Source organism: Alishewanella longhuensis (assembly GCF_014653435.1).
Lineage (GTDB): Bacteria > Pseudomonadota > Gammaproteobacteria > Enterobacterales > Alteromonadaceae > Alishewanella > Alishewanella longhuensis.
Window position 1 is genome coordinate 507,428 of the sequence record NZ_BNAO01000002.1, and the last position, 22,564, is coordinate 529,991.

Consider the following 22,564-nt stretch of genomic DNA (forward strand, 5'->3'; position numbering starts at 1 on the left):
TCGCGCCTTTACCCGTCGTCTTTCAAAATGTACAGGGGTTAGCTGTGTTCGCGAACCTCAATCACTTAGTAAAGCTCATGGGGTCGGACTGGCGAACCAGTTCTCGAACTTGCCGCCTACTTGCATTTCGAAATCCATTGGGTATTCAAGTCTTATGTTATGTTGTTATCGCAGACCAATAGCCAAATTCGGCTAAAAAAAAGGCCCGAACCTTTGAGGTCACGGGCCTTTTTACAGACAACACACCGCCGACCTCCTACCCCGCGGGGTTGGTGGTAATAATAATGGTGGTGAGTGTCGTATTATTTGTTTTCATAAGCACACTATGCACAGACTTATAGACGTCTGTCAAACATTTTTCGAGCTGCAGCCATTTTTAGATTCGCTTTTAACCCGCTTTATTTTTAGCAGTAAAAATACTGACCTGATTTCGACCCGCGCACTTAGCTTGATGTAAGGCCTGTTCGGCTCGTTGTATTAACTCAGACATATCTACATCGCTCTGATATTGGCTCACACCAATACTGATTGTAACCTGGATAGACGGCAATGCTGTTAGCAAACGACTGTTTGCAAGCTGCACACGGAAGCGATTTGCGACTTCTAACGCGCCTATTATGGCAGTATCAGGTAAGGCAATAGCAAATTCGGCGCCACCAAAACGAGCCAACAGATCATTATCACGCAGCAAAGCTGCAGAAAATTTAGCCAGTGCTTGTAGCAACTGATCGCCATGCTCATGCCCATACTTATCATTGAAAGGTTTAAATCTATCCACATTGAACAACAACAGTGATAAAGGCCGCTCATAACGTTCAGCGCGAGTAATTTCCAACTGCAATTGTTGTTGCCAGAATGAACGATTCATCAGACCGGTTAAACTATCTTGCCGCTCATGCACCTTGAGCTGCTGCTGAGTAAACAATAATTTCGCGTGATAACGTGCTTGCTCTGACGCATCTTGGATCCATAGACAAAGTTGCAGCTCTCCACTCACCGGGTTAGGTAAAGGCATAAGTGTGCAGTTTTGTGCCATATAACGTCGCGACTCATCTCCGGCATCTTGTCGTGGAAACTTGAGCAGATATAAGCGTTGCTGCCAACTAATCTGCTCTGTGATTTTCTGACTTAACACTGCCTCAATTTTACGATTAAACCATGCTTGAGGCACTTCCGGGAAACTCGCAAAGAATGATTTACCAATAAGTTGCTGTGCAGTTAAATCACTATATCGACAAATATAATGGTTTACATAAAGGATCTGACAGGATGAGTTTAGAATTAATATCCCACCTGGTAGCTGCTGCATCACACTTTCGAACATGGCTAAAGACAATTGGCTTCTCTTTTTGCTGTTAAATATCGACTATTTTTATAAAGCTATTTTAAATAGCTCGCTTATTCGCTATGGTAACACTAAATGATATTGGACATCTTAAGCTGAACCTCAGGGTGATTATATGCAGCAACAAAGCTTATCGAAAAAACTGCTAACAAAGGTTTTATCAGTATACTTTGTGCTAACAGTCACTGTGACTTTTGGTCAAATCTTTGCTGAGTATTACAACGCTAAGAATTATATTAAAAATGAACTCAGCACCCTGCAACAAACTTTTTCTGGCAGTTTGACCCGCGCCATCTGGGAACTTAATACACCACAGACATTAAATATAGCAGATGGATTACTCGCGATACCGTCGATTGAAGGCATTATTATTCGCGATGATAATGGCGCTATTATCACCCAATCTGGCCGCTACATTGATATCCAACAACGTTTTAGCAACCAACTCGTGGAACAGGAACTCAGCATAAGCGAGCAGCAGTCTGGCATCTTTGGCTATACTTTCCCACTGATTTTTGAGTTCTCCGGTCGTACTAGCCAGGTCGGTGACGTGACCTTATTCTCTAGCCGAAATATCGTGATTGAGCGTATTGAAATTGGTTTGTATTTTTTAATCGGTAACGCGATGTTAAAAACCACGTTTCTGATTATTCTATTTTTGATTGCCTTTCGCCGCTACCTTACCGAACCTTTAGCCGATTTAAGCCGGCAAATTGAAGATCTAGAGTTAGAACAACTTGATGGCTCTAAAATAAGTATCTCTGCTGATGAAGGAGCAGAACTGACTCTGATGGCAGATGCCTATAATCGTTTGATAAAACGCCTGCAAGATTATCAGGCACAACTCAAGCAAACCCAGCAACAGCTAATGCTATCTAATAACAAACTTGATCAACAAAATTTATTACTAGAGCAAGAAGTTGCCCGTAAAACCTCTGGTTTAAGCCAAGCGATGATGGATTTACAGCAACAAAAGCAAGAGTTGTTAAATAAAAAACAATCGCTGAAAGAAGAAATTGAGCAACGCAGACAAACAGAGCTTAATTTGCTGCAAAAGCAAAAAGCATTGGAAGAAACCATTGATCATTTAAACCAGGCGCAAGATCGGCTGGTACAATCAGAAAAAATGGCTGCCTTAGGCGGGTTAGTTGCCGGTATCACGCACGAAGTAAATACACCGGTGGGTATCAGTGTTACTGCAACCAGCTTTTTAGAAGAGCGTTTAACACGTTTAAACAACGCCTATCAGACGAAAACGCTTACCCCAAAAATGCTAGAAGAGTTTTTAGATGAAGCACAACAAAGCACTCACTTACTAGAGTCCAATCTTGGTAGAGCTTCAGAATTAATTGCCAGTTTTAAGCAGATCGCCGTCGATCAAGCGAGCGAAGCCATCCGTACTATCAATTTGTGTGAATATATTCACGAGATTATTCGCTCCCTCCAACCGCACTTTAAGAAAACCCGCCATCAAATTGAAGTGAATTGTGCTGACAATATTATTCTAGACTGCCCTGCAGGTGCTATTTCTCAGATCTTCACTAACTTACTGATGAACTCTTTGATCCATGGTTTTGAACATATGGAACAAGGGATTATCCGTATTACTGTGTTAGAGGACGCTGACAATATTGATATTCGCTATGCAGACAATGGTAAAGGTTTAGAGGAAGAACAACTTGCTAAGCTATTCCATCCGTTTTTTACTACTAAACGGGACCAAGGCGGAAGCGGTCTTGGTACGCACATTACCTATAATCTCGTGCGTCAAACCTTAGCAGGCAGTATTGAAGTCAGCAGTGAGCCGGGTAAAGGCTTGCATTACCATATCTGGTTCCCCAAAAAACTTAACTAAGATAAAGCGGTAAACAAACGTAAGCGTAGTCAACACCGCTGCAACTTGCGTTGGTACGGGTTATACTGCGACTCTTTACATAAAATGGAACTAAGGTTGTTATGTGGTTTAAGAATGTCAGGGTGTACAAATTAAGTGCGCCGCTAACAACAGATTTATCTGTATTGGAAACAGCTCTCGCAGATTTCAAATTCACTCCTTGCACCGGTCAGGAAGCTCTACGCACCGGCTTCAGCTTTCCATTGCACCCCAGTATCAAACAGTATTGTCATCAACAGCAACAACGATGGTTTTTTGCGGTTAAAAGACAAGAGAAGGTGTTGCCCGCCGCAGTGGTTAACGAGGAATTACAACCGAAGATTGAAGCGGCAGAGCAAGAACAAGGTCGATCCTTAAGCCGCAAGGAAAAACAAGCGCTAAAAGAAGATCTTATTCAAACTTTACTCCCAAGAGCGTTCAGCCGTTCGCAGCTTACTCACGGGTATTATGATGCAGAGCATCAGTGGCTGGTCATTAATACTAGCAGTGCCAGTAAAGCAGAAGATATTTTGGCCCTGCTACGCAAAGCGCTGGGATCATTACCGGCCTTACCTTGGTTAGATAACCACAAACTGAACAACCACTTACAGTTATGGTTGCAGCACGAAGCTCTGCCGGGCAACTTCCAGCCAGGATCTGAAGTCGAATTAAAAGCGCCAGATGAAGAAGGTGCTAAAGTTCGCTTTAGTAACCATTTGTTAAGTGCAGATGAAGTACAAACACACTTACAGGATAAGCTGGTTACCCGTATCAATCTGCAGCAAACAGAGGGAATGGGGCTAACGGTTACTGATGATGGTGGTATTAAACAGCTCAGTTACCCCGATAGTTTAACAGAGCAAAATGATGAGCTGGGTTGGGAAGATCTTGTTGCCCGCTTAGATGCAGACTTACTGTTGATGGCTGACAGCCTTAATAAGGCCTTGCAGGCGATTAGCCAGCAAGTTAGTCAGGTAACTGCAGACTAAATCAGACAGGCTAGTTTGCAGCCGCAGCATGAGCAGCAAGCTGGCCTGAAAATACCTTTTACTGAAACAAGGCCCTAATATCTTGATAAAGACTGGCTATCTGTGGCTGCTGCATAAACTCAGGAACCGCGACGACATCTCGCTCGATATACTGCTGCAACAATAGCTGCTGCTCTTCGGCAGATTTATAATAACCCCGGGCTATGGCGGCTAACCGGATAAAGTCCGTATAATCGAGTGGCACACTGGCTTTACAAACCCGCCAGCTTTTTGCAGCCAGTTGAAACTCCTCAGCAAACCCCCAGGCTTTGAGCACTTTGACACTAATATAAGGTGCTGCTTTATCTATTACACTAGTTAAAAACAACGGATGACCAAAGACCTCAGGATGACGCTCGGCCTCTGTGATCACCGCAAGCGCTCCGATATTATGTACCAAGGCGCAAAGCGTCATAATATCAGGGCTAAGCCGGCACTGTGGTTGATTAGCCTGATAAGACTTTAAACAAGCTACCGCAATGGCTGCAACCTGAATATTGTCACGCCATAGCCTATCTAACTGTTGCTGCACCTGCTTATATTCGGAGACAAACAGCTGTTCCAAGGCCATAGCCGTAGCGATATTTTTAATCTGGCTTAACCCAATTCTGGTGACGGCTTGATTCAAAGTGCTCACTTTAATAGAGCGCCCCATAAAAGCACTATTCGCCACTTTCATCATTCTGGCAGACAAGGCAGCATCCTGCGCAATAACTTCGCCCATTTGCGCTAAGCTTACTTTAGGATCATCTGCGGTTTGCCGCACACGCAACGCTATTTCTGGCAAAGTAGGCAGCACCAGCCGGTCTTGGCGAATTTTATCGTCCAGAATAGTTAACAACGCTTGCTGTGAACTCATGTAAACCCCACTTGCTTAACAAACATTCTCTGGCTCATACTTTAGTAAAATATGAGATGACTGCATAGCATCGTTAAAGTCCGCGCGAGCATTAGTTACCACAACTAAGATACTCCGCCTGCATTTTTGTTAACAATAGCGTGGCATTATACTCATCCCGCTCTTTGCAAGCTAACTCAAGCTTATCAGCTAAGGTTGTTAGCCCCGGATACCCCATACTACCAGCACTGCCTTTTAAGCTATGAGCGGCAAAAGCTAACTGTGGCCAAGCTTTAACACTAGCATATTGTGTTAACTGCGCGAGTAACAAGGGCAGCTGCGTCCGAAACTGAGCAAGTAACGCTTGCATTCCGGGGTCTGTCGCTAATTGTCGCGCTAGTTCAGTGGCTGGCGGTGTGGCCTTTTTAGCATAATGGCTTAATACGGCCAAAAATTCGCTTTGTACTACAGGTTTTCCAAGCAACGCTTGACATCCCGCCGCCTTGTAACTTTCGGCATTTTCTGTCATAACATTCGCAGTAATAGCAATAATAGGAACAGTGACGCCGGCGTGGCGAATCAGCCGGGTTGCCTCTTCCCCACCCATTACTGGCATTTGCATATCCATAAAAATAATATCAAAAGTACCATGTAACGCACTTTCGACGGCCTGATGTCCGTTTACGACTAATTCGTAAGTTATGCCTAGCTGCTGTAACATCAACCCCAACAATAGTTGATTATCCTGATTATCTTCAGCAACCAAGACATGCAACTGCAGTTTTGTGAAGGATGGTGCAAACAAGGCACTGGCTTTAACGGCTGGCTGATAGCTATTGAGCAATAATGTAGGCTCAACCTGTTTGAAAATCAGTTCAAAGTTACTACCAATACCTTTGACACTATCAACCAAAATATCGCCACCCATCTGCTCCATTAACTTTTTTGAAATACACAATCCCAAACCTGTTCCGCCATAATCGCGGGTTACGGTGGCATCAGCCTGCATGAAAGGTTGAAATAGTCGGCTAACTTCTTCGCTGGTCATGCCAATACCGGTATCTTTAATTTTGATGGATAGCCGCATTGAGACCTGATCATAACTCACCACCAGAAGTATTTTACCTTTTCGAGTAAATTTAACAGCATTACTCGTTAAGTTTAATAAAACTTGCTTCACCCTCAAGCTGTCACTAAGCAAACTATGAGGTAATGGGTAATGTAACTGCAGTTTACAATCTAAGCCTTTGCTTAGTGCTTGCTCACGAGTTAATTGATAAATATCATCCAACATTTCAAGATAATCAAAGTGTTCTGGTTGCAGCTCCAACTTGTCCGCTTCAATCTTGGACAAATCTAAAATATCGTTAATCAAACCTAACAAGTGCTCACTACTGCGCAGCACACGCTTTAAATAATCAGATCTTTTTTCCTGCTCCGTCTCCACCAAGGCTTGTTCACTAAAACCGATTACCGCAGTAAGCGGTGTCCTTATTTCATGGCTCATATTGGCTAAGAAAACACTTTTCAAACGATTGGCTTGCTCGGCAATTTCCCGCGCTACTATAAGTTGCTGGTTTGCCGCAGCTAAATCATCATTTGCTTGCGCCAAGTCTTGGGTGCGCCTTAGTACTTTTTCTTCCAATTGTTGTTTATGTGCTAATTCTTGTTCCCGATAAACTCTTAACTGCCTGACCATCACATTAAAAGCGGCGAACATATCTCCCAATTCATCCTGTTTACGCACATCTAGTAATATGGATAAATCCCCCCGGCTAACGGCTGTTTTTGCCGCGGTCAATTGCTTAACTGGATCAAACACTTGCCGAATCAATAAACGATAAATAGCCAAAGGCATCAACACTATAGTTAGTAAAGTTAGCAACAAAATCAACAACGGCCAATTGTAGAAATGGCGATATAGCTCTTTTGCTTCTACTCCGTAAAGCAACTGATAAGAACCCATTAATCCCTTTGTTAACAACAACCTTGGTTGACCAAGTAGCATCCCCTCTGTCAGAGTCTCTTGCTCGAAACTTTGCTGAATAGCTCTATAATGACGCGGGGTAAAAGCAGTGCCAATTAGCGCCTGATTTGCAGCATAGGCAATAGTTGCTGAACGGTTAATCAACAGCGTAATACTCCCAGGTGTTGCTGGGCTTGCCACCACATTGACAATAGGATCGGGATCAGCAACCAATAACAAGTACCCCCAAAACTGTTGATTATTTGTAATGCCTTGTACATAAAGCTTTTGTACAAAAAAAAGCTGCAGATGACGCTCAGGTCCATCTGGCGCTAAAAACATGATTTGCTCATCAAGCATAGCTTGCACAGCTGAAAAATACTCATTGCGAAGTCTACCCGGTAACGCTACATCAGTAGCAGAAACGGGAACTGCCAAATCTTCATCACCATTAATTTGTAACAATTTAACCGAACGAATCTGTGCGTCTTGTTTTAAAATGGCTTGGAAAAGTGCCGCAACCTCTTCGCGGCTGCGCATCGTGCCCTCACGTAAGTGGGTATTTAGTGGCGCTGAGATAGCAAGAAAAGACAGGCGGTTTTGCTGCATTCGCACGTAGTCGTTAAGGAACTGCTGTTGTTGCTGCAAACGCTCGGCAACATAGTTATAAGCTTGTTGGTCTCTCAAAGCGGTACTGTAGTAATAAGCTAAATAGCCAAGTATCGCTATAGGTAAGACCAATAACGGCAGCATATAAACCAGCAGTGTTTCCCGAAGCCTCATCCTGGCCTTTGCCTGTCATCTTTATAATCAGAAAAGGTCTTACAGCATACTCAGCATTGGTCTGGGCGACAAGGGGGCAAACAGATAAGTGTTAAGCAAACACAAACTTTGCGATAAAAACACTCGCCAGAACCCAAACACTAAGGGTGGTTCGGTGTAACTGACCGGTTAATAAACATAGTACTGCGTAACTAATAAACCCCATACCGATCCCATCAGCAATAGAGAAGGTTAACGGCATCATAATTAATACCACCGCAACAGGAACGGCTTGTAGCACATCATCCCACTCTACATGTTGCAAGCTGGTTAGCATCAAGGTTGCAACATAGAGTAAGGCCCCGGCCGTCGCATACGAAGGTACCATAGCAGCCAAGGGAGAAAACCACAGCGCTAACAGAAAAAGCAGCCCGGTCACGATGGCGGTAAGCCCTGTGCGACCACCTGCTGAGACGCCGCTGGTACTTTCCACATAACTTGTCGTCGTTGAGGTGCCTAACATAGCACCTGTGATACTGGCCGCGCTGTCCGCGATCAGTGCTTTGCTTAAATCAGGAACTGAGCCATCTTTTTGCATCAGCCCTGCTTTTTGCGTCACAGCCACTAAGGTACCCGAAGTGTCAAATAAATCCAGAAACAGCAATGTTAATACCACTGGGATAATACTCAGCGTAAAGGCTTCGGTAAAATTCAGCTGCATAAAAGTCGGGGCTAATGACGGAGGCATGGCAACAATACCAGAGAACTGTGCATCACCAAGCACCCAACTGGCGGCGGTAACCACCAGAATACTCAGCAACACAGCACTGTGCCAACCACGATGCGCCAACGCAAAAATAACAAAAAAACCGGCTAACGCGAGTAACACTTGCGGGCTATGCAAATCACCTAAGGTAACAAGGGTCGCGGGGCTGGCAATAATAATATTGGCCGTTTTAAGCGCAATTAACGCCAAAAACATGCCGATACCGGCGGCGATACCCATTTTCATCGGTAGCGGAATACTGTTGATAATCCATTCCCGCACCTTAAAAATACTTAATAGCAAAAATAAGCAGCCAGAAAAAAATACCGCGGCTAGGCCAGTTTGCCAACTGTAGCCTTGTTCAAGCACTATGACATAGGTAAAAAACGCATTAAGTCCCATACCCGGGGCCAAGGCTATCGGCAAGTTAGCCAACAGCCCCATCAATAAACACCCTAACGCAGCAGCAAGACAGGTCGCTACAAAAACAGCACCATGATCCATCCCTGCCTGCGCCAGCAAGCTGGGATTGACAAAGAGTACATAGGACATCGCCATAAAGGTGGTTAAGCCAGCCAGCGCTTCTCGGCGCAATGAGCTACCGCGGACAGAGATTTTAAAAAAATGGTCTAGCATCAAATGATCTTATTATCTTGCCAGAATTTCTCTTTCGCCATACGTTTCTGGCGCTTTTCACAAGGCTTGTCGCAATCACAAGCTTTTTCAATATTCAACTCACCTAAGCCACCACAGCTACCAGCTAGCGTTTTACGCTGCAGTATATAGCCAGCCGCCATAGCAACAACTACCAATAAAAACAGACCAAAGGTCAGAAAAAAGATTGTCATCTTACACCTCAATTTTCAGTTAAATAGGGTTTAAAGGCTTCTGAATAAAGCTCCTCAAAGCCTTGCTCAGTTTTTACAATAAGCAATACTGCAATGCTGTGTTGGTTGGCAAAGGCCAGCGCTTCAGTTGCCGGTAATACATTTAAAGTAGTGGCGTAAGCATCGGCAGTAATAGCGGCCGGATGCAGTACAGTACTGGATACCGTTTTATGCTGAATAGGCTTACCGCTGCGAGGATCAATCAGGTGAGAATAACGAATGCCGTCTTCCTCAAAATAATTGCGATAATCACCCGATGTGGCTAAAGATACATTGCTAAGCGCTAAAATGCGCTGCACTGAGCGCTCTTGGCTGACAGGCTTCTCAACAGCGATCTTCCATGGGCCAGTGGGCTTAACAGCACCCACCCGCATATCGCCACCGATATCAACCATAAAACTCTGGTAACCATGAGTAAGTAAAATTTCTGCTAACCGATCTACACCATAACCTTTAGCAATGGTCGACAGATCAATAGCTAGCCGAGGTTCTAACTTACGTAACCAAGTCCCTTCTAGCGATATTTTGTCTATACCCACATAATCACGAATGGCCTCTAGCTCTGCTTGCTCTGGAGCGCGGATAATGCGTCCTTTGGCACCAAAGCCCCAAAGTTCTACTAAGGGGCCGACCGTTACATCTAGAATACCTTCACTCTGCTGACCAATACGAATAGCTTCGGCAATCACGCCGGCAGTTTGTGGCGTAAGCTGCACCGGCTCTGTTGTCTGCTGGCGGTTAAAACGCATTAATTCAGATTCAGGCCTATAGGTTGACATGAGATCGTTAATTAACTCGAGTTCAATATCTAGCTCTTGTTGCAGCGCAATTAAATCTGGCTGTTGCTCTGCATAAAATTTAACCACATAGTATGTACCCATGGTTTTACCTTCAACCTGATACTCACGCGGATGAGTATTAGGTTGACAGGCAACCAGCAACAATAACGACATGAATGAGAAACAACGTAATAGTACGCCCATGGACAAAACTCCAGATAAAAAAAGGGGTGACTAGCGTCACCCCTGATATTTTACCGCTTTCGCGAAAGATTAACCACCGAAGTCGTCTAACAGAATGTTATCGTCTTCTACGCCTAAATCTTTCAGCATGTTGATTACCGCCTTGTTCATCATCGGCGGACCACACATGTAGAATTCACAATCCTCTGGTGCTTTATGGTTTTTCAGGTAGTTTTCATAAATTACGTTATGAATAAAACCGGTATAACCCGTCCAGTTATCTTCTGGTTGTGGATCTGAAAGTGCAGTATGCCAAACAAAGTTTTCGTTCTCAGCCGCTAACATATCGAAATCTTCCACATAGAACATTTCGCGCTTAGAGCGAGCACCATACCAGAAACTGATCTTACGCTTAGATTTTAAGCGGCGTAACTGGTCGAAAATGTGCGAACGCATCGGTGCCATACCGGCACCACCACCGATAAACACCATCTCAGCTTCCGTTTCTTTGGCGAAGAACTCACCAAATGGACCGGAGATTGTGACTTTGTCGCCTTCTTTTAAAGACCAAATAAAGGATGACATCTTACCGCAAGGTAAAGTCAGGTTATTTGGCGGCGGCGTAGCAATCCGCACGTTCAGCATAATAATGCCTTCTTCTTCCGGATAGTTCGCCATAGAGTATGCACGAATCGTCGGCTCATCTACTTTCGATTCCAGAGTAAAGAACTTAAAGCGTTCCCAATCACCACGGTACTCGGCAGGAATATCAAAATCCTGGTATTTAACATGGTGTGCTGGTGCTTCAATCTGAATATAACCACCAGCGCGGAACGGTACAGATTCACCATCTGGGATCTGTAACTTTAACTCTTTAATAAAGGTGGCTTTGTTATCGTTAGAAATAACAGAGCAATCCCATTTCTTGATACCAAAAATTTCTGGCTCAACTTCGATATCCATATCGGTTTTCACGTTCACCTGACAGGATAAACGGCAGCCTTCACGGGCTTCACCTTTAGTGATATGGCCAAGTTCTGTTGGCAGAATTTCGCCGCCACCTTCATGTACGTGCACACGACACTGACCACAAGAACCACCACCACCACAAGCTGATGATAAGAAAATGCCGTTATCTGCTAATACGCTTAATAGCTTACCGCCGGCTTTGGTTTTAATGGCTTTGCTCGGATCACCGTTAACACTGATGGTAATATCGCCACTGGCCACCAGCTTAGACTTGGCTGCCAGAATAATAAATACCAGCGCCAGTACCACGACAGTGAACATGCCAACGCCAAGATAAATCTCTTGCATTGTGTAATTCCTCTACTGCTTATAGTTGAACGCCAGAGAAAGACATAAAGCCTAATCCCATTAAACCTACTACCAAAAAGGTAGTCCCTAAACCGCGTAAGCCACCTGGAATATCAGCGTACTTCAGCTTCTCGCGCACTGCGGCTAATAACGTAATGGCTAATGCCCAACCTACACCACTACCTAAACCAAACACGACGCTTTCGCCAAAGTTATAATCACGCTCAACCATAAAGGCTACTGCACCAAAAATAGCGCAGTTAACGGTAATTAACGGCAGGAAAATACCCAGAGCGTTGTAAAGCGCTGGGAAATATTTATCCAGGGTCATTTCCAGAATTTGTACCAGAGCCGCAATAACACCGATATAGGTCAAAAAGCCCAGGAAGCTTAAGTCGGCATCCGGGAAGCCTGCCCATGCTAAAGCACCTGGCGCTAACAAGTTAGCATACACCAGGTTATTTACCGGTACTGAAATACCCAAAACCACGATTACCGCAACACCCAAACCAAAAGCCGTTTTAATTTTTTGCGAAACAGCCAGGAAAGTACACATCCCTAAGAAGAATGCTAATGCCAAGTTTTCAATAAAAACGGCACGTACAAATAAGCTAATATAGTGTTCCATTTATCGCTCCTTATGCCTTCTTCTCTACTTGCTCTGGGCGGTAAGTACGCAGTACCCAGATAAAGCCAGCAATAATGATAAAGGCACTTGGTGGCATTAACAGAATACCCATTGGCTGATACCAACCACCTTCGCTAATCAACGGCATAATTTGCACGCCAAATACCGAACCAGAACCACCTAATTCACGAATAAAGGCGACTACCAGTAACACCACGCTGTAACCTAAACCATTACCGATACCATCCAGGAAACTCATACCTGGCGTGCTCTTCATGGCATAGGCTTCTGCGCGGCCCATTACGATACAGTTAGTGATAATTAAACCCACAAATACCGATAACTGCTTAGATAAGTCATAAGCATAAGCCTTTAAAAATTGGTCAACGACAATTACCAACGAAGCGATAATGGTCATTTGCACAATAATCCGCACACTAGATGGAATATGATTGCGAATAGTAGAGATAAACAAGTTCGAGAATGCCGTTACAAAGGTCAGTGCTAAGCACATAACCAAGGCAGTGGTCATCTGCGTGGTTACCGCCAGCGCCGAACAGATCCCTAATACCTGCAAAGCGATAGGGTTATTGGCAAAAACCGGTCCAAACAATACGGTTTTAATTTCTTTTGCATTAGCCATTGGTTAAGGCTCCTTGACGCACTTTAGTTAAGAATGGACCAAAACCACTCTCACCAATCCAGAAAGTAAAGGTATTTTGCACACCATTAGCTGTTAGCGTAGCGCCTGATAAACCATCTACCTGATAAGCTGATTGTGGATCTGCGTTGCCTGGTTTTAAAATAGTCAGAGCTAACTCGCCTGCGTCGTTTGTTAACTGCTTGCCAACAAACTGCGCTCTCCAGCGCGGATTTTCGATTTCCCCACCTAAACCTGGCGTCTCGCCTTGCTCATAGTAGTTTAAACCGATAATGGTATTACCATCTGTTTCCAACGCTAAAAAGGCATGCATGGTTGACCACAGGCCATAACCATGAACTGGCAATACTATGGCTTTCAAATTACGATTTTCATCGTAGGTCAAATACACCGGCGCTCGCTCAGAGATGCGACGAATAGACGCAACATCATCTGTTGCAGCCAAGGCTCTGCCTTCTTTCAGCGATTTGCGATAGTCAAAAGCTTCGGCACAGGCTCTATCGCAGTTAGCATCGATCTCACCAGTTTGTAAATTAACTAAACGTGTTTCGATATGTTTACCGAACAATTCAGCAATTCTCGCGGCAGGTGCACTGCCCTCTAATAAGCCTACGCTACGTAGAATATTGACCTGTGAATCTAACTTTTTATTAGCCTGTTGCGTTGGCCGTAACTGCACTGCTGCAGTGGAAACCACAATGGCACATACCAGACATAAAGAAATTACTACGATCAGCGTTTTGCTGATGCTGTCGTTATTACTAGACATTACGTGCCAGCCTCCGCTTGATATTGGCTTGCGCCACGAAGAAATCGAATAAAGGTGCAAACAGGTTAGCGAATAAAATAGCTAACATCATACCTTCAGGATAGGCAGGGTTTACTACACGGATCATAATCACCATAAAGCCGATCAGGATACCGTAAGCCCATTTACCTTGGTTGGTGAACGACGCTGATACCGGATCAGTTGCCATAAAGAACATACCAATGGCAAAACCACCCAGCACTAAGTGCCAATGCCAAGGCATAGCAAATAATGGGTTTGAATTTGAGCCAACCGCGTTAAATAAATAGCTGGTTAAGATCATCCCAACCATCACGCCCAGCACAATGCGCCAAGAAGCAATACGGAAGTAAATGAGTGCTAAACCACCGATTAACAACGCTAATACTGAAGTTTCACCTACAGAACCAGGGATAAAGCCTAAAAACGCATCCCACCATAGTTGAGTATTTGCGGCGTAATCTAACTCACCCATTTGTGCTTTGCTTAACCAGGTAGCACCTGAATAGCCATCAGCTACAGTCCATACCGCATCGCCCGAAATTTGTGCCGGGTAAGCGAAGAATAAAAAGGCACGACCTGCTAATGCCGGGTTTAAGAAGTTACGGCCAGTACCACCGAACACTTCTTTCGCCACTACCACACCGAAGGTAATACCTAAAGCAACCTGCCATAATGGAATAGTTGCCGGCAGAATCAGCGCAAATAAGATGGAGCTAACAAAGAAGCCTTCATTCACTTCATGCTTACGCACCGAAGCGAATAATACTTCCCAGAAACCACCAACAATAAAGGTCACGGCGTAAATAGGTAAGAACCAGACGGCGCCGTAGAACATCTTCACGCCCCAACCTGAATTGGCTGCCAACTCTCCGCCTAACGCAGAGAAAATCGCAACCTGCCAGGTATCTGGCGTAGCAAAACCTTGTGCTAAGGCAAGCGATGCTTGATGACCAATGTTGTACATTCCGAAGAAGAGCGCCGGGAATAATGCCAGCCACACAAAGATCATAATACGCTTCAGGTCGATGCTGTCACGAATGTGTGTACCATTCTTCGTTACATAGCCAGGAGTATAGAGAACAGTAGCAACGGCTTCATATAAAGCGTACCACTTTTCGTATTTACCGCCTTTCTCAAATTGCGGTTCAATGCGCTCTAAAAAATGCTTTAAGCTCATGATTAGCCTTCCTTCTGGATGGTAGTCAAGCAGTCACGCAGAATGGTGCCGTAGTCATATTTGCCCGGACATACATAAGTACACAGAGCTAAATCTTCCTCGTCCAGTTCCAGACAGCCTAAGGTTTGTGCTTCATCTGTGTCGCCAGCAATCAGGTTACGCAGTAACAGCGTAGGCAGGATATCTAGCGGCATTACCCGCTCATAGTTACCAATAGGTACCATGGCGCGCGACGAACCGTTAGTCGTTGTTGTCAGGTTAAATAGCTTTTTCGGGCTTAAATGGCCTAAATAAGCGCGAGTGACTGAGTGCTTCTCTGCGCCTGGAGTAATCCAGCCCAGGAAGTGCTTTTCAAAGCCCTCGGCCAGCACAGAAACCTGCGTATGAAAACGGCCAATATAGCCATGCACGCCATTTGCGGTAGTACCTGAAAGTACTGAGCCTGAAATAGTACGGTTTTGACCTTCGCTAAGTTCACCTGCAGTTAGCTCACTAACAGAGGCACCCAGCAAGGTTTTTACTAAACGTGGCGATTTCACTACAGGACCGGCTAAGGCAACAACACGCTCACTATTAAGCTCACCTGTTGTAAATAACTTACCGATTGCAATCACGTCTTGATAACCGATATGCCACACTACTTTTTTGCTGCTTGCTGCATCTAAAAAGTGAATATGGGTACCCACTAAACCAGCCGGATGCGGACCATCAAACTCAGCTACCGTCACCGCAGCTACTGACGGAACAGTAACACCGGCTTTTTTCGTCAGATAGGTTTTACCTTCAGTTAAACGTGAAATCACCGTTAAACCTTGGGTAAACGCCTCAGCTTCCGCGCCAATAATAACGGCTGGGTCAGCTGCAAGAGGATTAGAATCCATTGCATTAACGAAAATGGCTTTTGGAGTGCTATCCAAAGCAGGAGATTGCGAAAATGGACGAGTACGGAATGCAACCCATAAACCCGCATCATTTAAGTTCTGCTTAACTTGCTCTGGAGTTAACGTCGCTAGCTGATCAGCTGAATACTGCGTAAAACGTTCAGCCGCATCACCCTCGGCTGCAATCACTACAGATTGCAATACCCGCTTGGCGCCACGGTTGATTTCTTTTACCGTACCAGCAATAGGGGCTGTGAATTTCACGCCAGGGTTTTTCTTATCTTCGAAAAGCACCTGACCTTTTTTCACGCTATCGCCCACTTCGACCGCCATGGTCGGACGCATACCTACATACTCTTCACCTAATACGGCGACAGTTGTAATGGTATTGCCCGTAGTGATCTCTTGTTTAGGACTGCCTGCAAGGGGAATGTCCAAGCCTTTTTTGAGTTTTATCATACGTACTTGCACTACTATTTTGGGAAGAAACAGGGCCTAGTTTTTCAGCTGCTTAAACGCAGCACACCTGGTCTCCATATTATGCTGCCTGCAATTGCACAAAAGTTGACCAGATACACGTATCAAAGTCGCGAATTCTAGCACTAATAGCGGCGTGTATCCATGCTATATACCAAAAATTATCCAGTCTTTGGCTGATAACAATCCCTTAGTATCAGGTGCATAAAAACCGCCAAACGGCGGCTTTTACAATGTCAATACGACTAATTTACCAAGTTTTGCAATGGCCTTACTGGCGAGACATCAGCGTCATAGTCAACATGCTGGTAACCGAAACCAAAAAGTCGTAAAAACTCGTTATGATAGCCAACATAATCGGTCAAAGTGTCTATGGTCTCAGTACTAACTTGTTCCCACAGCGCTTTCACCGTTTGCTGCACATGATCGCTTAATTCTTTCCCGTCCATCCGTAAACGTCCTGCTTCATCAAGCACGGGTGCTGCTGCATAAAGCCCCTGACGGAACAAACCATTAATCTGTTCAATGCATCCCTCATGGCTGCCTTCTTCTTTCATCACCCTATACAATAAAGATATATATAACGGCATAATAGGTATAGCAGAGCTAGCCTGGGTTACCAAAGCTTTCAGAGATGCAACGTAAGCTTTACCTTTTTTGTCCGCTAAGCTCGCAGTAATAGCAGCAGCGGCACGATCTAAATCTTCTTTTGCTTTACCAATGGTTGCTTTACCATAAATAGGCCAGGTTAACTCTTTGCCAATATAAGTATAGGCCACGGTTTGGCAACCTTCCGCCAGGACACCGGCTGCATCTAACTGACTTAACCAACGTTCCCAGTCTTCCCCACCCATTACTTTTACGGTATTAAAGATTTCGTCGTCATTGGCAGGCTCGACCGAGACTTCTTCGATTTCTCGTTTGGAGGTATTGAGGTTTTTGGCGGTGTAAGATTGGCCAATAGGTTTCAGCACAGAACTGTAAACTTCGCCACTGACTGGATCTTTACGACGTGGCGCTGCCAGGCTGTAAACGATAAGGTCAATTTTACCCATTTCGCTACGAATAATATCAATAGCTTGCGACTTTAGCTCGTCGGTAAAAGCATCACCATTCAGGTGCTTGTTCCATAAACCGGCAGCATTGGCAGCGGCTTCAAAGGCAGCAGTGTTATACCAGCCTGCGGAACCCGTTTTGCTCTCTGTCGGCTCTTTCTCAAAGAATAGGCCTAGGGTGTTTGCCCCTGAACCAAAAGCAGCAGTGATGCGGGAAGCTAAACCATAGCCGGTTGAAGCACCGATCACTAACACGTTTTTCGGCCCATTTGCCACCGGGCCCAGCGCTTTTACATAAGCGATTTGCTCATTAACATGCTCAGCACAGCCAACTGGATGTGCATTAGTACAAATAAAACCGCGAATTTTTGGTTGAATAACCATAAGAAGTCCTGCTGTTGTCGTTATTAAAGTGCCGCTAGTGTAAAACTTTAACGCAAAAAACAGGTCGGATCAGCAAAAAGCATCCCTTAGGATGCTTTTTCTATTTTACTACCACCAAAACACTTCGGCGAAGCCGGCGGCTTTTCAGCATAGTATTCATACCATTCTGAAGGGGTATAGGTATGCAAAGCTAAAGCATGAATCTTTTCAGCTAGCTCTTCAGCGACAATCGCATTTACTGCTCTGTGGCGTTGTAATAAACGCATGCCATCAAAGGCTGGTGTCACTATTACTACTTTAAAATGAGACTCTGAGCCCGCAGGCACATTGTGATTGGCGCTTTCATTGATCACATCTAAAAACACCGGTTTAAAAGCATCCAGTAACTTTTGCTCTATTGCAGTATGGATTAACATCTTAGTTCCGCTCCTGTTGTCATCCCTTATGTTTATTTTAGCCAAGCTCTGCTGCTTTGTCCTGTGAAAACGACAGCGACTTTAGTCAAACTCTGCTAAACCAATACCGTAACAGGTAAAATTAATTTATCCTTTTTTTCTTAGCTACAAGCCCACAGAGCTTAGCAGTTGTCGCCCTGCTTCACCCATGTCAGAATAGCTGTCTTAAATCATCACTGATATCATTATGAATACGCAGTTTACTTTTGGTGCAACCCAGCTAAGGTTGCATCGCTGGCCTTTAACCCAGCCCAATCACAGTTTGCAAGCCTGGGATGCCGCTGATGAGCTAATCCTGGAACAGGCTTTGCCCCTTTGTGCGTCGTTACAAGCATCACAGCAAACACCGGTCAGGGTGCTGATTTTAAACGATGCTTTTGGCGCGCTTTCTTGTGCAATCGGCTCTGCCACACCCGGCTCCACGCTACAACACCTGGTGCAAGACTCCGTATTGTCGCAGCTAGCTTGTCGTCATAACCGAGCTCAGAATACTTTACCAAGTAATGAGATTATCGAACTAAACAGTTTGGATCCCTTACCAGAAAACCCTCAGTTGGTGCTTTTTAAACTACCTGCTAATCATAGTTATCTGGCGTTTCAATTAGCGGCGCTTAGTAAGGTGCTGACACCGCAGAGCACTTTACTGGTAGCAGCTAAGGCGAAAGACATCAACCGTAATGTCCTCGCATTATTCACGCAATTTATCGGCCCTACCCAAGCATCGCTTACCATTAAGAAATGCCGTTATATTGAAACAACATTTCAGGCTGCATTAGCCAGGCCACAACTTAACTTTCCGCTACGTTGGCCACTGGATGACAGCCATTTTACGCTAGTGAATCACGCCAACGTTTTCGCACGGGAAAAATTAGATATTGGTGCTCGTTTTTTCTTACAACACTTACCCCGTGTCGCCGCCGGCAGCACAGTAATAGATTTAGGTTGCGGTAATGGTGTACTCAGTTTACAACTGTTGCAGCAACAGCCTGATTGCCACCTGGTATTATGTGATGAGTCTTATATGGCCGTGGCCTCGGCGCACGCCAGTATTGCCGAGAACCTCCCAACGCAAATGGCCCAGTGCCAGTTTGTTGCAGATGACTGCCTCACCCAACAAGCAGATAACTCTGCTGATTGGGTGATTTGCAACCCGCCCTTTCACCAACAAACGGCGGTAACCACCCATATTGCATCGCAAATGTTTCGTGATGCCAAACGGGTGCTAAAAACCGGTGGCCGGTTACGGATCGTGGCAAATCGACACCTGCCCTACCGACTACAATTAGAAAAGCTCTTCGGGCATTGCCAACAACTGGCTGCTAATCCTAAATTTGTAATCTTAGAATCTATCAAAAGGAGTTAACTATGCGCTATCTATTGCTAATTGCGCTGCTAGTGCTAACCAGTTGCGCGACCAAAGTACCATCATTTATGGTGGTTCCTCAGGTTTTTTGGCCACAAGCTACTGAACTGCAAGGAGCTCAGTTTAGTTTTGGTGTCGTTGATATGCGCCCCAGACCACAAAGCTTGACGATTAAACAGGGTAACAACGAAAACAATTATCGCACCAGCAACGATGTTCGTTTGCAAATAGAAGAAACTGTTGCTAATGCGTTGCGGGACAAAGGCGCAATTATCAATAACCAACATAGTGTGCAGCTAAAAATTCAAATGAATCAATTGCAAGCAAATGTACTGCAGCGACCTTTAGACCACCAGGTGGTAAACCAGGTTGCACTTACCGTTTTTATTCAAAGCGACAACGGCACCTTTAGTAAATCTTATGCCGGTGACAGCAGCTACACCGCTCCGTTTAAAGTCGATTTAGCTGCAGTAGAACGTGAATTACGTATTCTAACCGAGCAAGTGTTAAATCAGCTGTTGCAAGACCCTGCTTGGAAAGCTGCATTAAACTAACGGAGAGACTATGAAAAAACTATGGCTAGGTTTGTTGCTATTCTGCTGCACGTCACTCAATGCCGGTCAGTTTATGCAGCCTGACAACCTGTTCCCCAGGGTGAAGTTTATTACTTCACATGGTGAGATAGTGGTAGAACTGGATCGCAGCCGGGCGCCACTTACCGTAAATAACTTTTTGAGCTATGTGAAAAAAAATGCCTACAACAATACGGTATTTCACCGGCTTATCCCTGAATTTGTATTACAAGGTGGCGGCTACAACCCGGATTTCAAAGCAATTGATACCTTAAAACCTATTTTCAACGAGTCTGGAAATGGTTTAAAAAATCAAATTGGTAGTATTGCCATGGCCAGACTTGCCGACCCGCACAGCGCTAGCAGCCAGTTTTATTTCAACCTGAACGATAATACTAGTCTGGATCCGGGAAGTCGCTGGGGCTATGCTGTTTTCGGACAAGTCGTCTCTGGTATGGAAGTACTAGAGCAAATCCAGCAGTTGGAAACAGCTGTTTCAGAGAAGCTCGGTTGGCCGGATGTGCCCATTGAGCCTATTTTACTGAAAATGGTGTTGCTATTACCCCAAGAGTAATAGTCACAAAGAGTGTAAATAAATTTTGTTCGCAATAACTCAGTTAGTTGTTCTTTGACTATACTCCAATTACGGTGCGTCGCTAGCGGTCACCGGCAATTGCCGGGAGTGTGAACATGGCAAAGAACTTTATTGACGAAAAATCACAGCAACTCGTGTTTTATGCCTCGCGTTTTTTGCGAGGCCAACTGCCTCATCACGAGCTGCATTTGTTTATTTGGGATACGCTGGAAGAATGGGCTGCGCTCAATAACAGACCGCTATCTCCCCCCGCTTATCAAGAAAGGGTGTTTTGGCATCTGTTGCATCAACTAGAATATTGGCCAGAACAGCAACTGCGGCAGAATAAAAAGCTGAAGCGCAACTTACAACTTTGCCTGGGTTTTTTAGTGGGCAAAGGACAACGTCCAGTTAACTGTGTAGGACTTCGCCCTTAAGACCCTTTGTCTGACGACGGTTCTGGCGTTATTTTTTGCGAGCTACCGCCTAGTTTATTATAACCCAGCAAGACTATCAGTATCAGTGCCGGTATCCCCAATAGCGCGGTCAATATAAAAAATTGGCTATAACCTATCGTCTCTACCCACTGACCGGAAAACCCGCCAATAAACTTGGGCAGCAATAGCATCAGGGAGCTGAAAACGGCATATTGCGTTGCGGTATAAGCCAAATTCACCAGCGATGATAAGTAAGCAATAAAGGCGCTGGTCGCAATGCCGGCACTTAGATTGTCAGCAGAAATCACCATAGTTAACCAAAATACATCATGACCTATCACACTAAGCAATGAAAACAGTAAATTGGTTGCAGCGCTAAGTAAGGCACCCAGAAAAAGTATTTTCAAAGTACCAAACTTGTTCAACAACACACCACCCAGTGCCGCACCTACCAGGGTCATGATCACGCCATAAACCTTAGATATACTTGCCACTTCCTCCTTGCTAAAGCCCATATCGACGTAAAATGCATTCGCCATCACGCCCATAATGACATCACTCATTCGATAGCTAGCGATTAACGCTAAAATTAATACTGCATGCCAGCGATATCGCTGAAAAAAGTCGGTAAAAGGGGAAACAACAGCAAGTTTAAGCCATCTGACAAAGCGCTGCAGGTGGCTACCTTCTGTAGACGGCGTTACCATCAAACTATTAGTAGGCTCTTTGCATAATAACGTTGTAATAATACAGGGCAGCATGCAGAGTGCCATAACACTGTAAGCCTGTTGCCAGCTATGCAGCTGATATTCGGGGCTGCCAGCAAAGATCGCCGCAAGCCATAAAGTACCTGCAGATGCCAGGATCATGGCCAGCCGATATCCCAATAAATAGGCCGCTGCCAGCGCAGCCTGCATCTGCTCAGGGGCACTTTCAATTCTAAAAGCATCGACACTAATGTCCTGTGTCGCGGAGGAAAAAGCCAGCATCACGGCAAATATTGCCATTAAGGCTAAGTCTTGCTGCGGATCAGAAAATGAAATCCCCAAAATGCCGAGCATTACGGCAAATTGTGAGAGTAGCAGCCAGCTGCGCCTGCGGCCAAGTAAAGCATACAGCCAAGGGATTTGCAGTCGATCAGCCAGCGGTGACCATATCCACTTCACACTGTAAGCCAGCACCACCCAGCTAAAATAACCAATTTCTGCTCGAGAGACCCCCGCCTCACGTAACCAGAACGACAAGGTACCAAAAACCAATACCATCGGCAGTCCGCTGGAAAAGCCCAGCAAAAAAATGATAAGAACACGGCGCTGATAATAAATTTGCAGTGATTCAGTCCAGGCTTTGAGCAATGACAACGACG

General features: G+C 44.9%; 21 protein-coding genes. 6 read left to right on the forward strand and 15 right to left on the reverse strand.

The window, feature by feature from the left end; all coding sequences use genetic code 11:
- Nucleotides 1-388: 388 nt before the first annotated feature.
- Nucleotides 389-1,336: a sensor domain-containing diguanylate cyclase gene (locus IE163_RS06380; RefSeq protein ID WP_229833453.1), complete on the reverse strand. Its 948-nt coding sequence runs from the start codon at nucleotides 1,334-1,336 to the stop codon at nucleotides 389-391.
- A 124-nt stretch (nucleotides 1,337-1,460) separates the two neighbouring features.
- Between IE163_RS06380 and IE163_RS06385 the strand changes: the two genes are divergently transcribed.
- The gene (locus IE163_RS06385; protein ID WP_189431384.1) at nucleotides 1,461-3,200 is read left to right on the forward strand and encodes a sensor histidine kinase; all 1,740 of its coding nucleotides are present in this window, start codon (nucleotides 1,461-1,463) and stop codon (nucleotides 3,198-3,200) included.
- 101 nt (nucleotides 3,201-3,301) lie between these two features.
- The gene (locus IE163_RS06390) at nucleotides 3,302-4,207 is read left to right on the forward strand and encodes a recombination-associated protein RdgC (RefSeq protein WP_189431386.1); all 906 of its coding nucleotides are present in this window, start codon (nucleotides 3,302-3,304) and stop codon (nucleotides 4,205-4,207) included.
- 58 nt (nucleotides 4,208-4,265) lie between these two features.
- Here the strand turns inward: IE163_RS06390 and IE163_RS06395 are convergent, their stop codons facing one another.
- The 13 genes from IE163_RS06395 to IE163_RS06455 all read right to left on the reverse strand — a co-directional run bounded on the left by IE163_RS06395 (nucleotide 4,266) and on the right by IE163_RS06455 (nucleotide 18,213).
- Nucleotides 4,266-5,105: an HDOD domain-containing protein gene (locus IE163_RS06395; RefSeq protein ID WP_189431388.1), complete on the reverse strand. Its 840-nt coding sequence runs from the start codon at nucleotides 5,103-5,105 to the stop codon at nucleotides 4,266-4,268.
- A gap of 91 nt (nucleotides 5,106-5,196) precedes the next feature.
- The gene (locus IE163_RS06400) at nucleotides 5,197-7,833 is read right to left on the reverse strand and encodes an ATP-binding protein (protein ID WP_189431390.1); all 2,637 of its coding nucleotides are present in this window, start codon (nucleotides 7,831-7,833) and stop codon (nucleotides 5,197-5,199) included.
- Nucleotides 7,834-7,924: 91 nt separating this feature from the next.
- A complete protein-coding gene (locus IE163_RS06405) occupies nucleotides 7,925-9,214 on the reverse strand; it encodes an NCS2 family permease (RefSeq protein ID WP_189431392.1) in 1,290 nt (429 codons plus the stop codon).
- Nucleotides 9,214-9,426 (reverse strand): (Na+)-NQR maturation NqrM, encoded by a 213-nt coding sequence (nqrM, locus tag IE163_RS06410; protein WP_189431394.1) that lies wholly within the window; start codon nucleotides 9,424-9,426, stop codon nucleotides 9,214-9,216. The genes IE163_RS06405 and nqrM overlap by 1 nt, the downstream gene beginning before the upstream one ends.
- 8 nt (nucleotides 9,427-9,434) lie before the next feature.
- Nucleotides 9,435-10,448, reverse strand: a complete 1,014-nt coding sequence (locus IE163_RS06415) for an FAD:protein FMN transferase (protein WP_189431397.1) — start codon at nucleotides 10,446-10,448, stop codon at nucleotides 9,435-9,437.
- A gap of 69 nt (nucleotides 10,449-10,517) precedes the next feature.
- A complete protein-coding gene (nqrF, locus tag IE163_RS06420) occupies nucleotides 10,518-11,744 on the reverse strand; it encodes an NADH:ubiquinone reductase (Na(+)-transporting) subunit F (protein WP_189431398.1) in 1,227 nt (408 codons plus the stop codon).
- A gap of 19 nt (nucleotides 11,745-11,763) precedes the next feature.
- On the reverse strand, nucleotides 11,764-12,372 hold the full coding sequence (gene nqrE, locus IE163_RS06425; protein WP_189431401.1) for an NADH:ubiquinone reductase (Na(+)-transporting) subunit E: 609 nt from the start codon (nucleotides 12,370-12,372) through the stop codon (nucleotides 11,764-11,766).
- A gap of 10 nt (nucleotides 12,373-12,382) precedes the next feature.
- Nucleotides 12,383-13,015 carry an NADH:ubiquinone reductase (Na(+)-transporting) subunit D gene (locus IE163_RS06430; RefSeq protein ID WP_189431403.1) on the reverse strand — a complete coding sequence of 211 codons (633 nt, stop codon included), beginning with the start codon at nucleotides 13,013-13,015 and terminating at the stop codon, nucleotides 12,383-12,385.
- A complete protein-coding gene (locus tag IE163_RS06435; RefSeq protein WP_189431405.1) occupies nucleotides 13,008-13,802 on the reverse strand; it encodes a Na(+)-translocating NADH-quinone reductase subunit C in 795 nt (264 codons plus the stop codon). Before IE163_RS06435 ends, IE163_RS06430 begins: the two co-directional genes overlap by 8 nt.
- Nucleotides 13,795-15,000 (reverse strand): NADH:ubiquinone reductase (Na(+)-transporting) subunit B, encoded by a 1,206-nt coding sequence (locus tag IE163_RS06440; protein WP_189431407.1) that lies wholly within the window; start codon nucleotides 14,998-15,000, stop codon nucleotides 13,795-13,797. The genes IE163_RS06435 and IE163_RS06440 overlap by 8 nt, the downstream gene beginning before the upstream one ends.
- A gap of 2 nt (nucleotides 15,001-15,002) precedes the next feature.
- A complete protein-coding gene (locus IE163_RS06445; RefSeq protein ID WP_189431409.1) occupies nucleotides 15,003-16,340 on the reverse strand; it encodes a Na(+)-translocating NADH-quinone reductase subunit A in 1,338 nt (445 codons plus the stop codon).
- Nucleotides 16,341-16,603: 263 nt separating this feature from the next.
- Entirely contained in the window at nucleotides 16,604-17,797 is a 1,194-nt protein-coding gene (gene fabV, locus IE163_RS06450) for an enoyl-ACP reductase FabV (protein ID WP_189431411.1), read from the reverse strand.
- Nucleotides 17,798-17,883: 86 nt separating this feature from the next.
- Nucleotides 17,884-18,213, reverse strand: a complete 330-nt coding sequence (locus IE163_RS06455; protein WP_189431413.1) for a BolA family protein — start codon at nucleotides 18,211-18,213, stop codon at nucleotides 17,884-17,886.
- Between the two features lie 226 nt (nucleotides 18,214-18,439).
- On the opposite strand from IE163_RS06455, the gene IE163_RS06460 reads away from it, so the two are divergent.
- The 4 genes from IE163_RS06460 to IE163_RS06475 all read left to right on the forward strand — a co-directional run bounded on the left by IE163_RS06460 (nucleotide 18,440) and on the right by IE163_RS06475 (nucleotide 21,198).
- Nucleotides 18,440-19,615: a methyltransferase gene (locus IE163_RS06460; RefSeq protein WP_189431415.1), complete on the forward strand. Its 1,176-nt coding sequence runs from the start codon at nucleotides 18,440-18,442 to the stop codon at nucleotides 19,613-19,615.
- A 2-nt stretch (nucleotides 19,616-19,617) separates the two neighbouring features.
- Nucleotides 19,618-20,169, forward strand: coding sequence for a YajG family lipoprotein (locus tag IE163_RS06465; protein ID WP_189431417.1), 552 nt, complete (start codon nucleotides 19,618-19,620; stop codon nucleotides 20,167-20,169).
- Between the two features lie 10 nt (nucleotides 20,170-20,179).
- A complete protein-coding gene (locus tag IE163_RS06470) occupies nucleotides 20,180-20,761 on the forward strand; it encodes a peptidylprolyl isomerase (protein WP_189431419.1) in 582 nt (193 codons plus the stop codon).
- Between the two features lie 116 nt (nucleotides 20,762-20,877).
- Nucleotides 20,878-21,198: a hypothetical protein gene (locus IE163_RS06475; RefSeq protein WP_189431421.1), complete on the forward strand. Its 321-nt coding sequence runs from the start codon at nucleotides 20,878-20,880 to the stop codon at nucleotides 21,196-21,198.
- On the opposite strand, the gene IE163_RS06480 is transcribed toward IE163_RS06475, so the two are convergent.
- Complete coding sequence (locus IE163_RS06480; protein ID WP_189431423.1) at nucleotides 21,195-22,559, reverse strand: AmpG family muropeptide MFS transporter; 1,365 nt, start codon at nucleotides 22,557-22,559, stop codon at nucleotides 21,195-21,197. The genes IE163_RS06475 and IE163_RS06480 overlap by 4 nt on opposite strands.
- Nucleotides 22,560-22,564: the final 5 nt, after the last annotated feature.

Bases quoted from the DNA above. Each gene is read 5' to 3' on its own strand.
- IE163_RS06385 (WP_189431384.1), top strand. From the start codon at position 1,461: ATGCAGCAACAAAGCTTATCGAAAAAACTGCTAACAAAGGTTTTATCA.
- IE163_RS06390 (WP_189431386.1), top strand. From the start codon at position 3,302: ATGTGGTTTAAGAATGTCAGGGTGTACAAATTAAGTGCGCCGCTAACA.
- IE163_RS06395 (WP_189431388.1), bottom strand. From the start codon at position 5,105: ATGAGTTCACAGCAAGCGTTGTTAACTATTCTGGACGATAAAATTCGC.
- IE163_RS06400 (WP_189431390.1), bottom strand. From the start codon at position 7,833: ATGAGGCTTCGGGAAACACTGCTGGTTTATATGCTGCCGTTATTGGTC.
- IE163_RS06405 (WP_189431392.1), bottom strand. From the start codon at position 9,214: ATGCTAGACCATTTTTTTAAAATCTCTGTCCGCGGTAGCTCATTGCGC.
- nqrM (WP_189431394.1), bottom strand. From the start codon at position 9,426: ATGACAATCTTTTTTCTGACCTTTGGTCTGTTTTTATTGGTAGTTGTT.
- IE163_RS06415 (WP_189431397.1), bottom strand. From the start codon at position 10,448: ATGGGCGTACTATTACGTTGTTTCTCATTCATGTCGTTATTGTTGCTG.
- nqrF (WP_189431398.1), bottom strand. From the start codon at position 11,744: ATGCAAGAGATTTATCTTGGCGTTGGCATGTTCACTGTCGTGGTACTG.
- nqrE (WP_189431401.1), bottom strand. From the start codon at position 12,372: ATGGAACACTATATTAGCTTATTTGTACGTGCCGTTTTTATTGAAAAC.
- IE163_RS06430 (WP_189431403.1), bottom strand. From the start codon at position 13,015: ATGGCTAATGCAAAAGAAATTAAAACCGTATTGTTTGGACCGGTTTTT.
- IE163_RS06435 (WP_189431405.1), bottom strand. From the start codon at position 13,802: ATGTCTAGTAATAACGACAGCATCAGCAAAACGCTGATCGTAGTAATT.
- IE163_RS06440 (WP_189431407.1), bottom strand. From the start codon at position 15,000: ATGAGCTTAAAGCATTTTTTAGAGCGCATTGAACCGCAATTTGAGAAA.
- IE163_RS06445 (WP_189431409.1), bottom strand. From the start codon at position 16,340: ATGATAAAACTCAAAAAAGGCTTGGACATTCCCCTTGCAGGCAGTCCT.
- fabV (WP_189431411.1), bottom strand. From the start codon at position 17,797: ATGGTTATTCAACCAAAAATTCGCGGTTTTATTTGTACTAATGCACAT.
- IE163_RS06455 (WP_189431413.1), bottom strand. From the start codon at position 18,213: ATGTTAATCCATACTGCAATAGAGCAAAAGTTACTGGATGCTTTTAAA.
- IE163_RS06460 (WP_189431415.1), top strand. From the start codon at position 18,440: ATGAATACGCAGTTTACTTTTGGTGCAACCCAGCTAAGGTTGCATCGC.
- IE163_RS06465 (WP_189431417.1), top strand. From the start codon at position 19,618: ATGCGCTATCTATTGCTAATTGCGCTGCTAGTGCTAACCAGTTGCGCG.
- IE163_RS06470 (WP_189431419.1), top strand. From the start codon at position 20,180: ATGAAAAAACTATGGCTAGGTTTGTTGCTATTCTGCTGCACGTCACTC.
- IE163_RS06475 (WP_189431421.1), top strand. From the start codon at position 20,878: ATGGCAAAGAACTTTATTGACGAAAAATCACAGCAACTCGTGTTTTAT.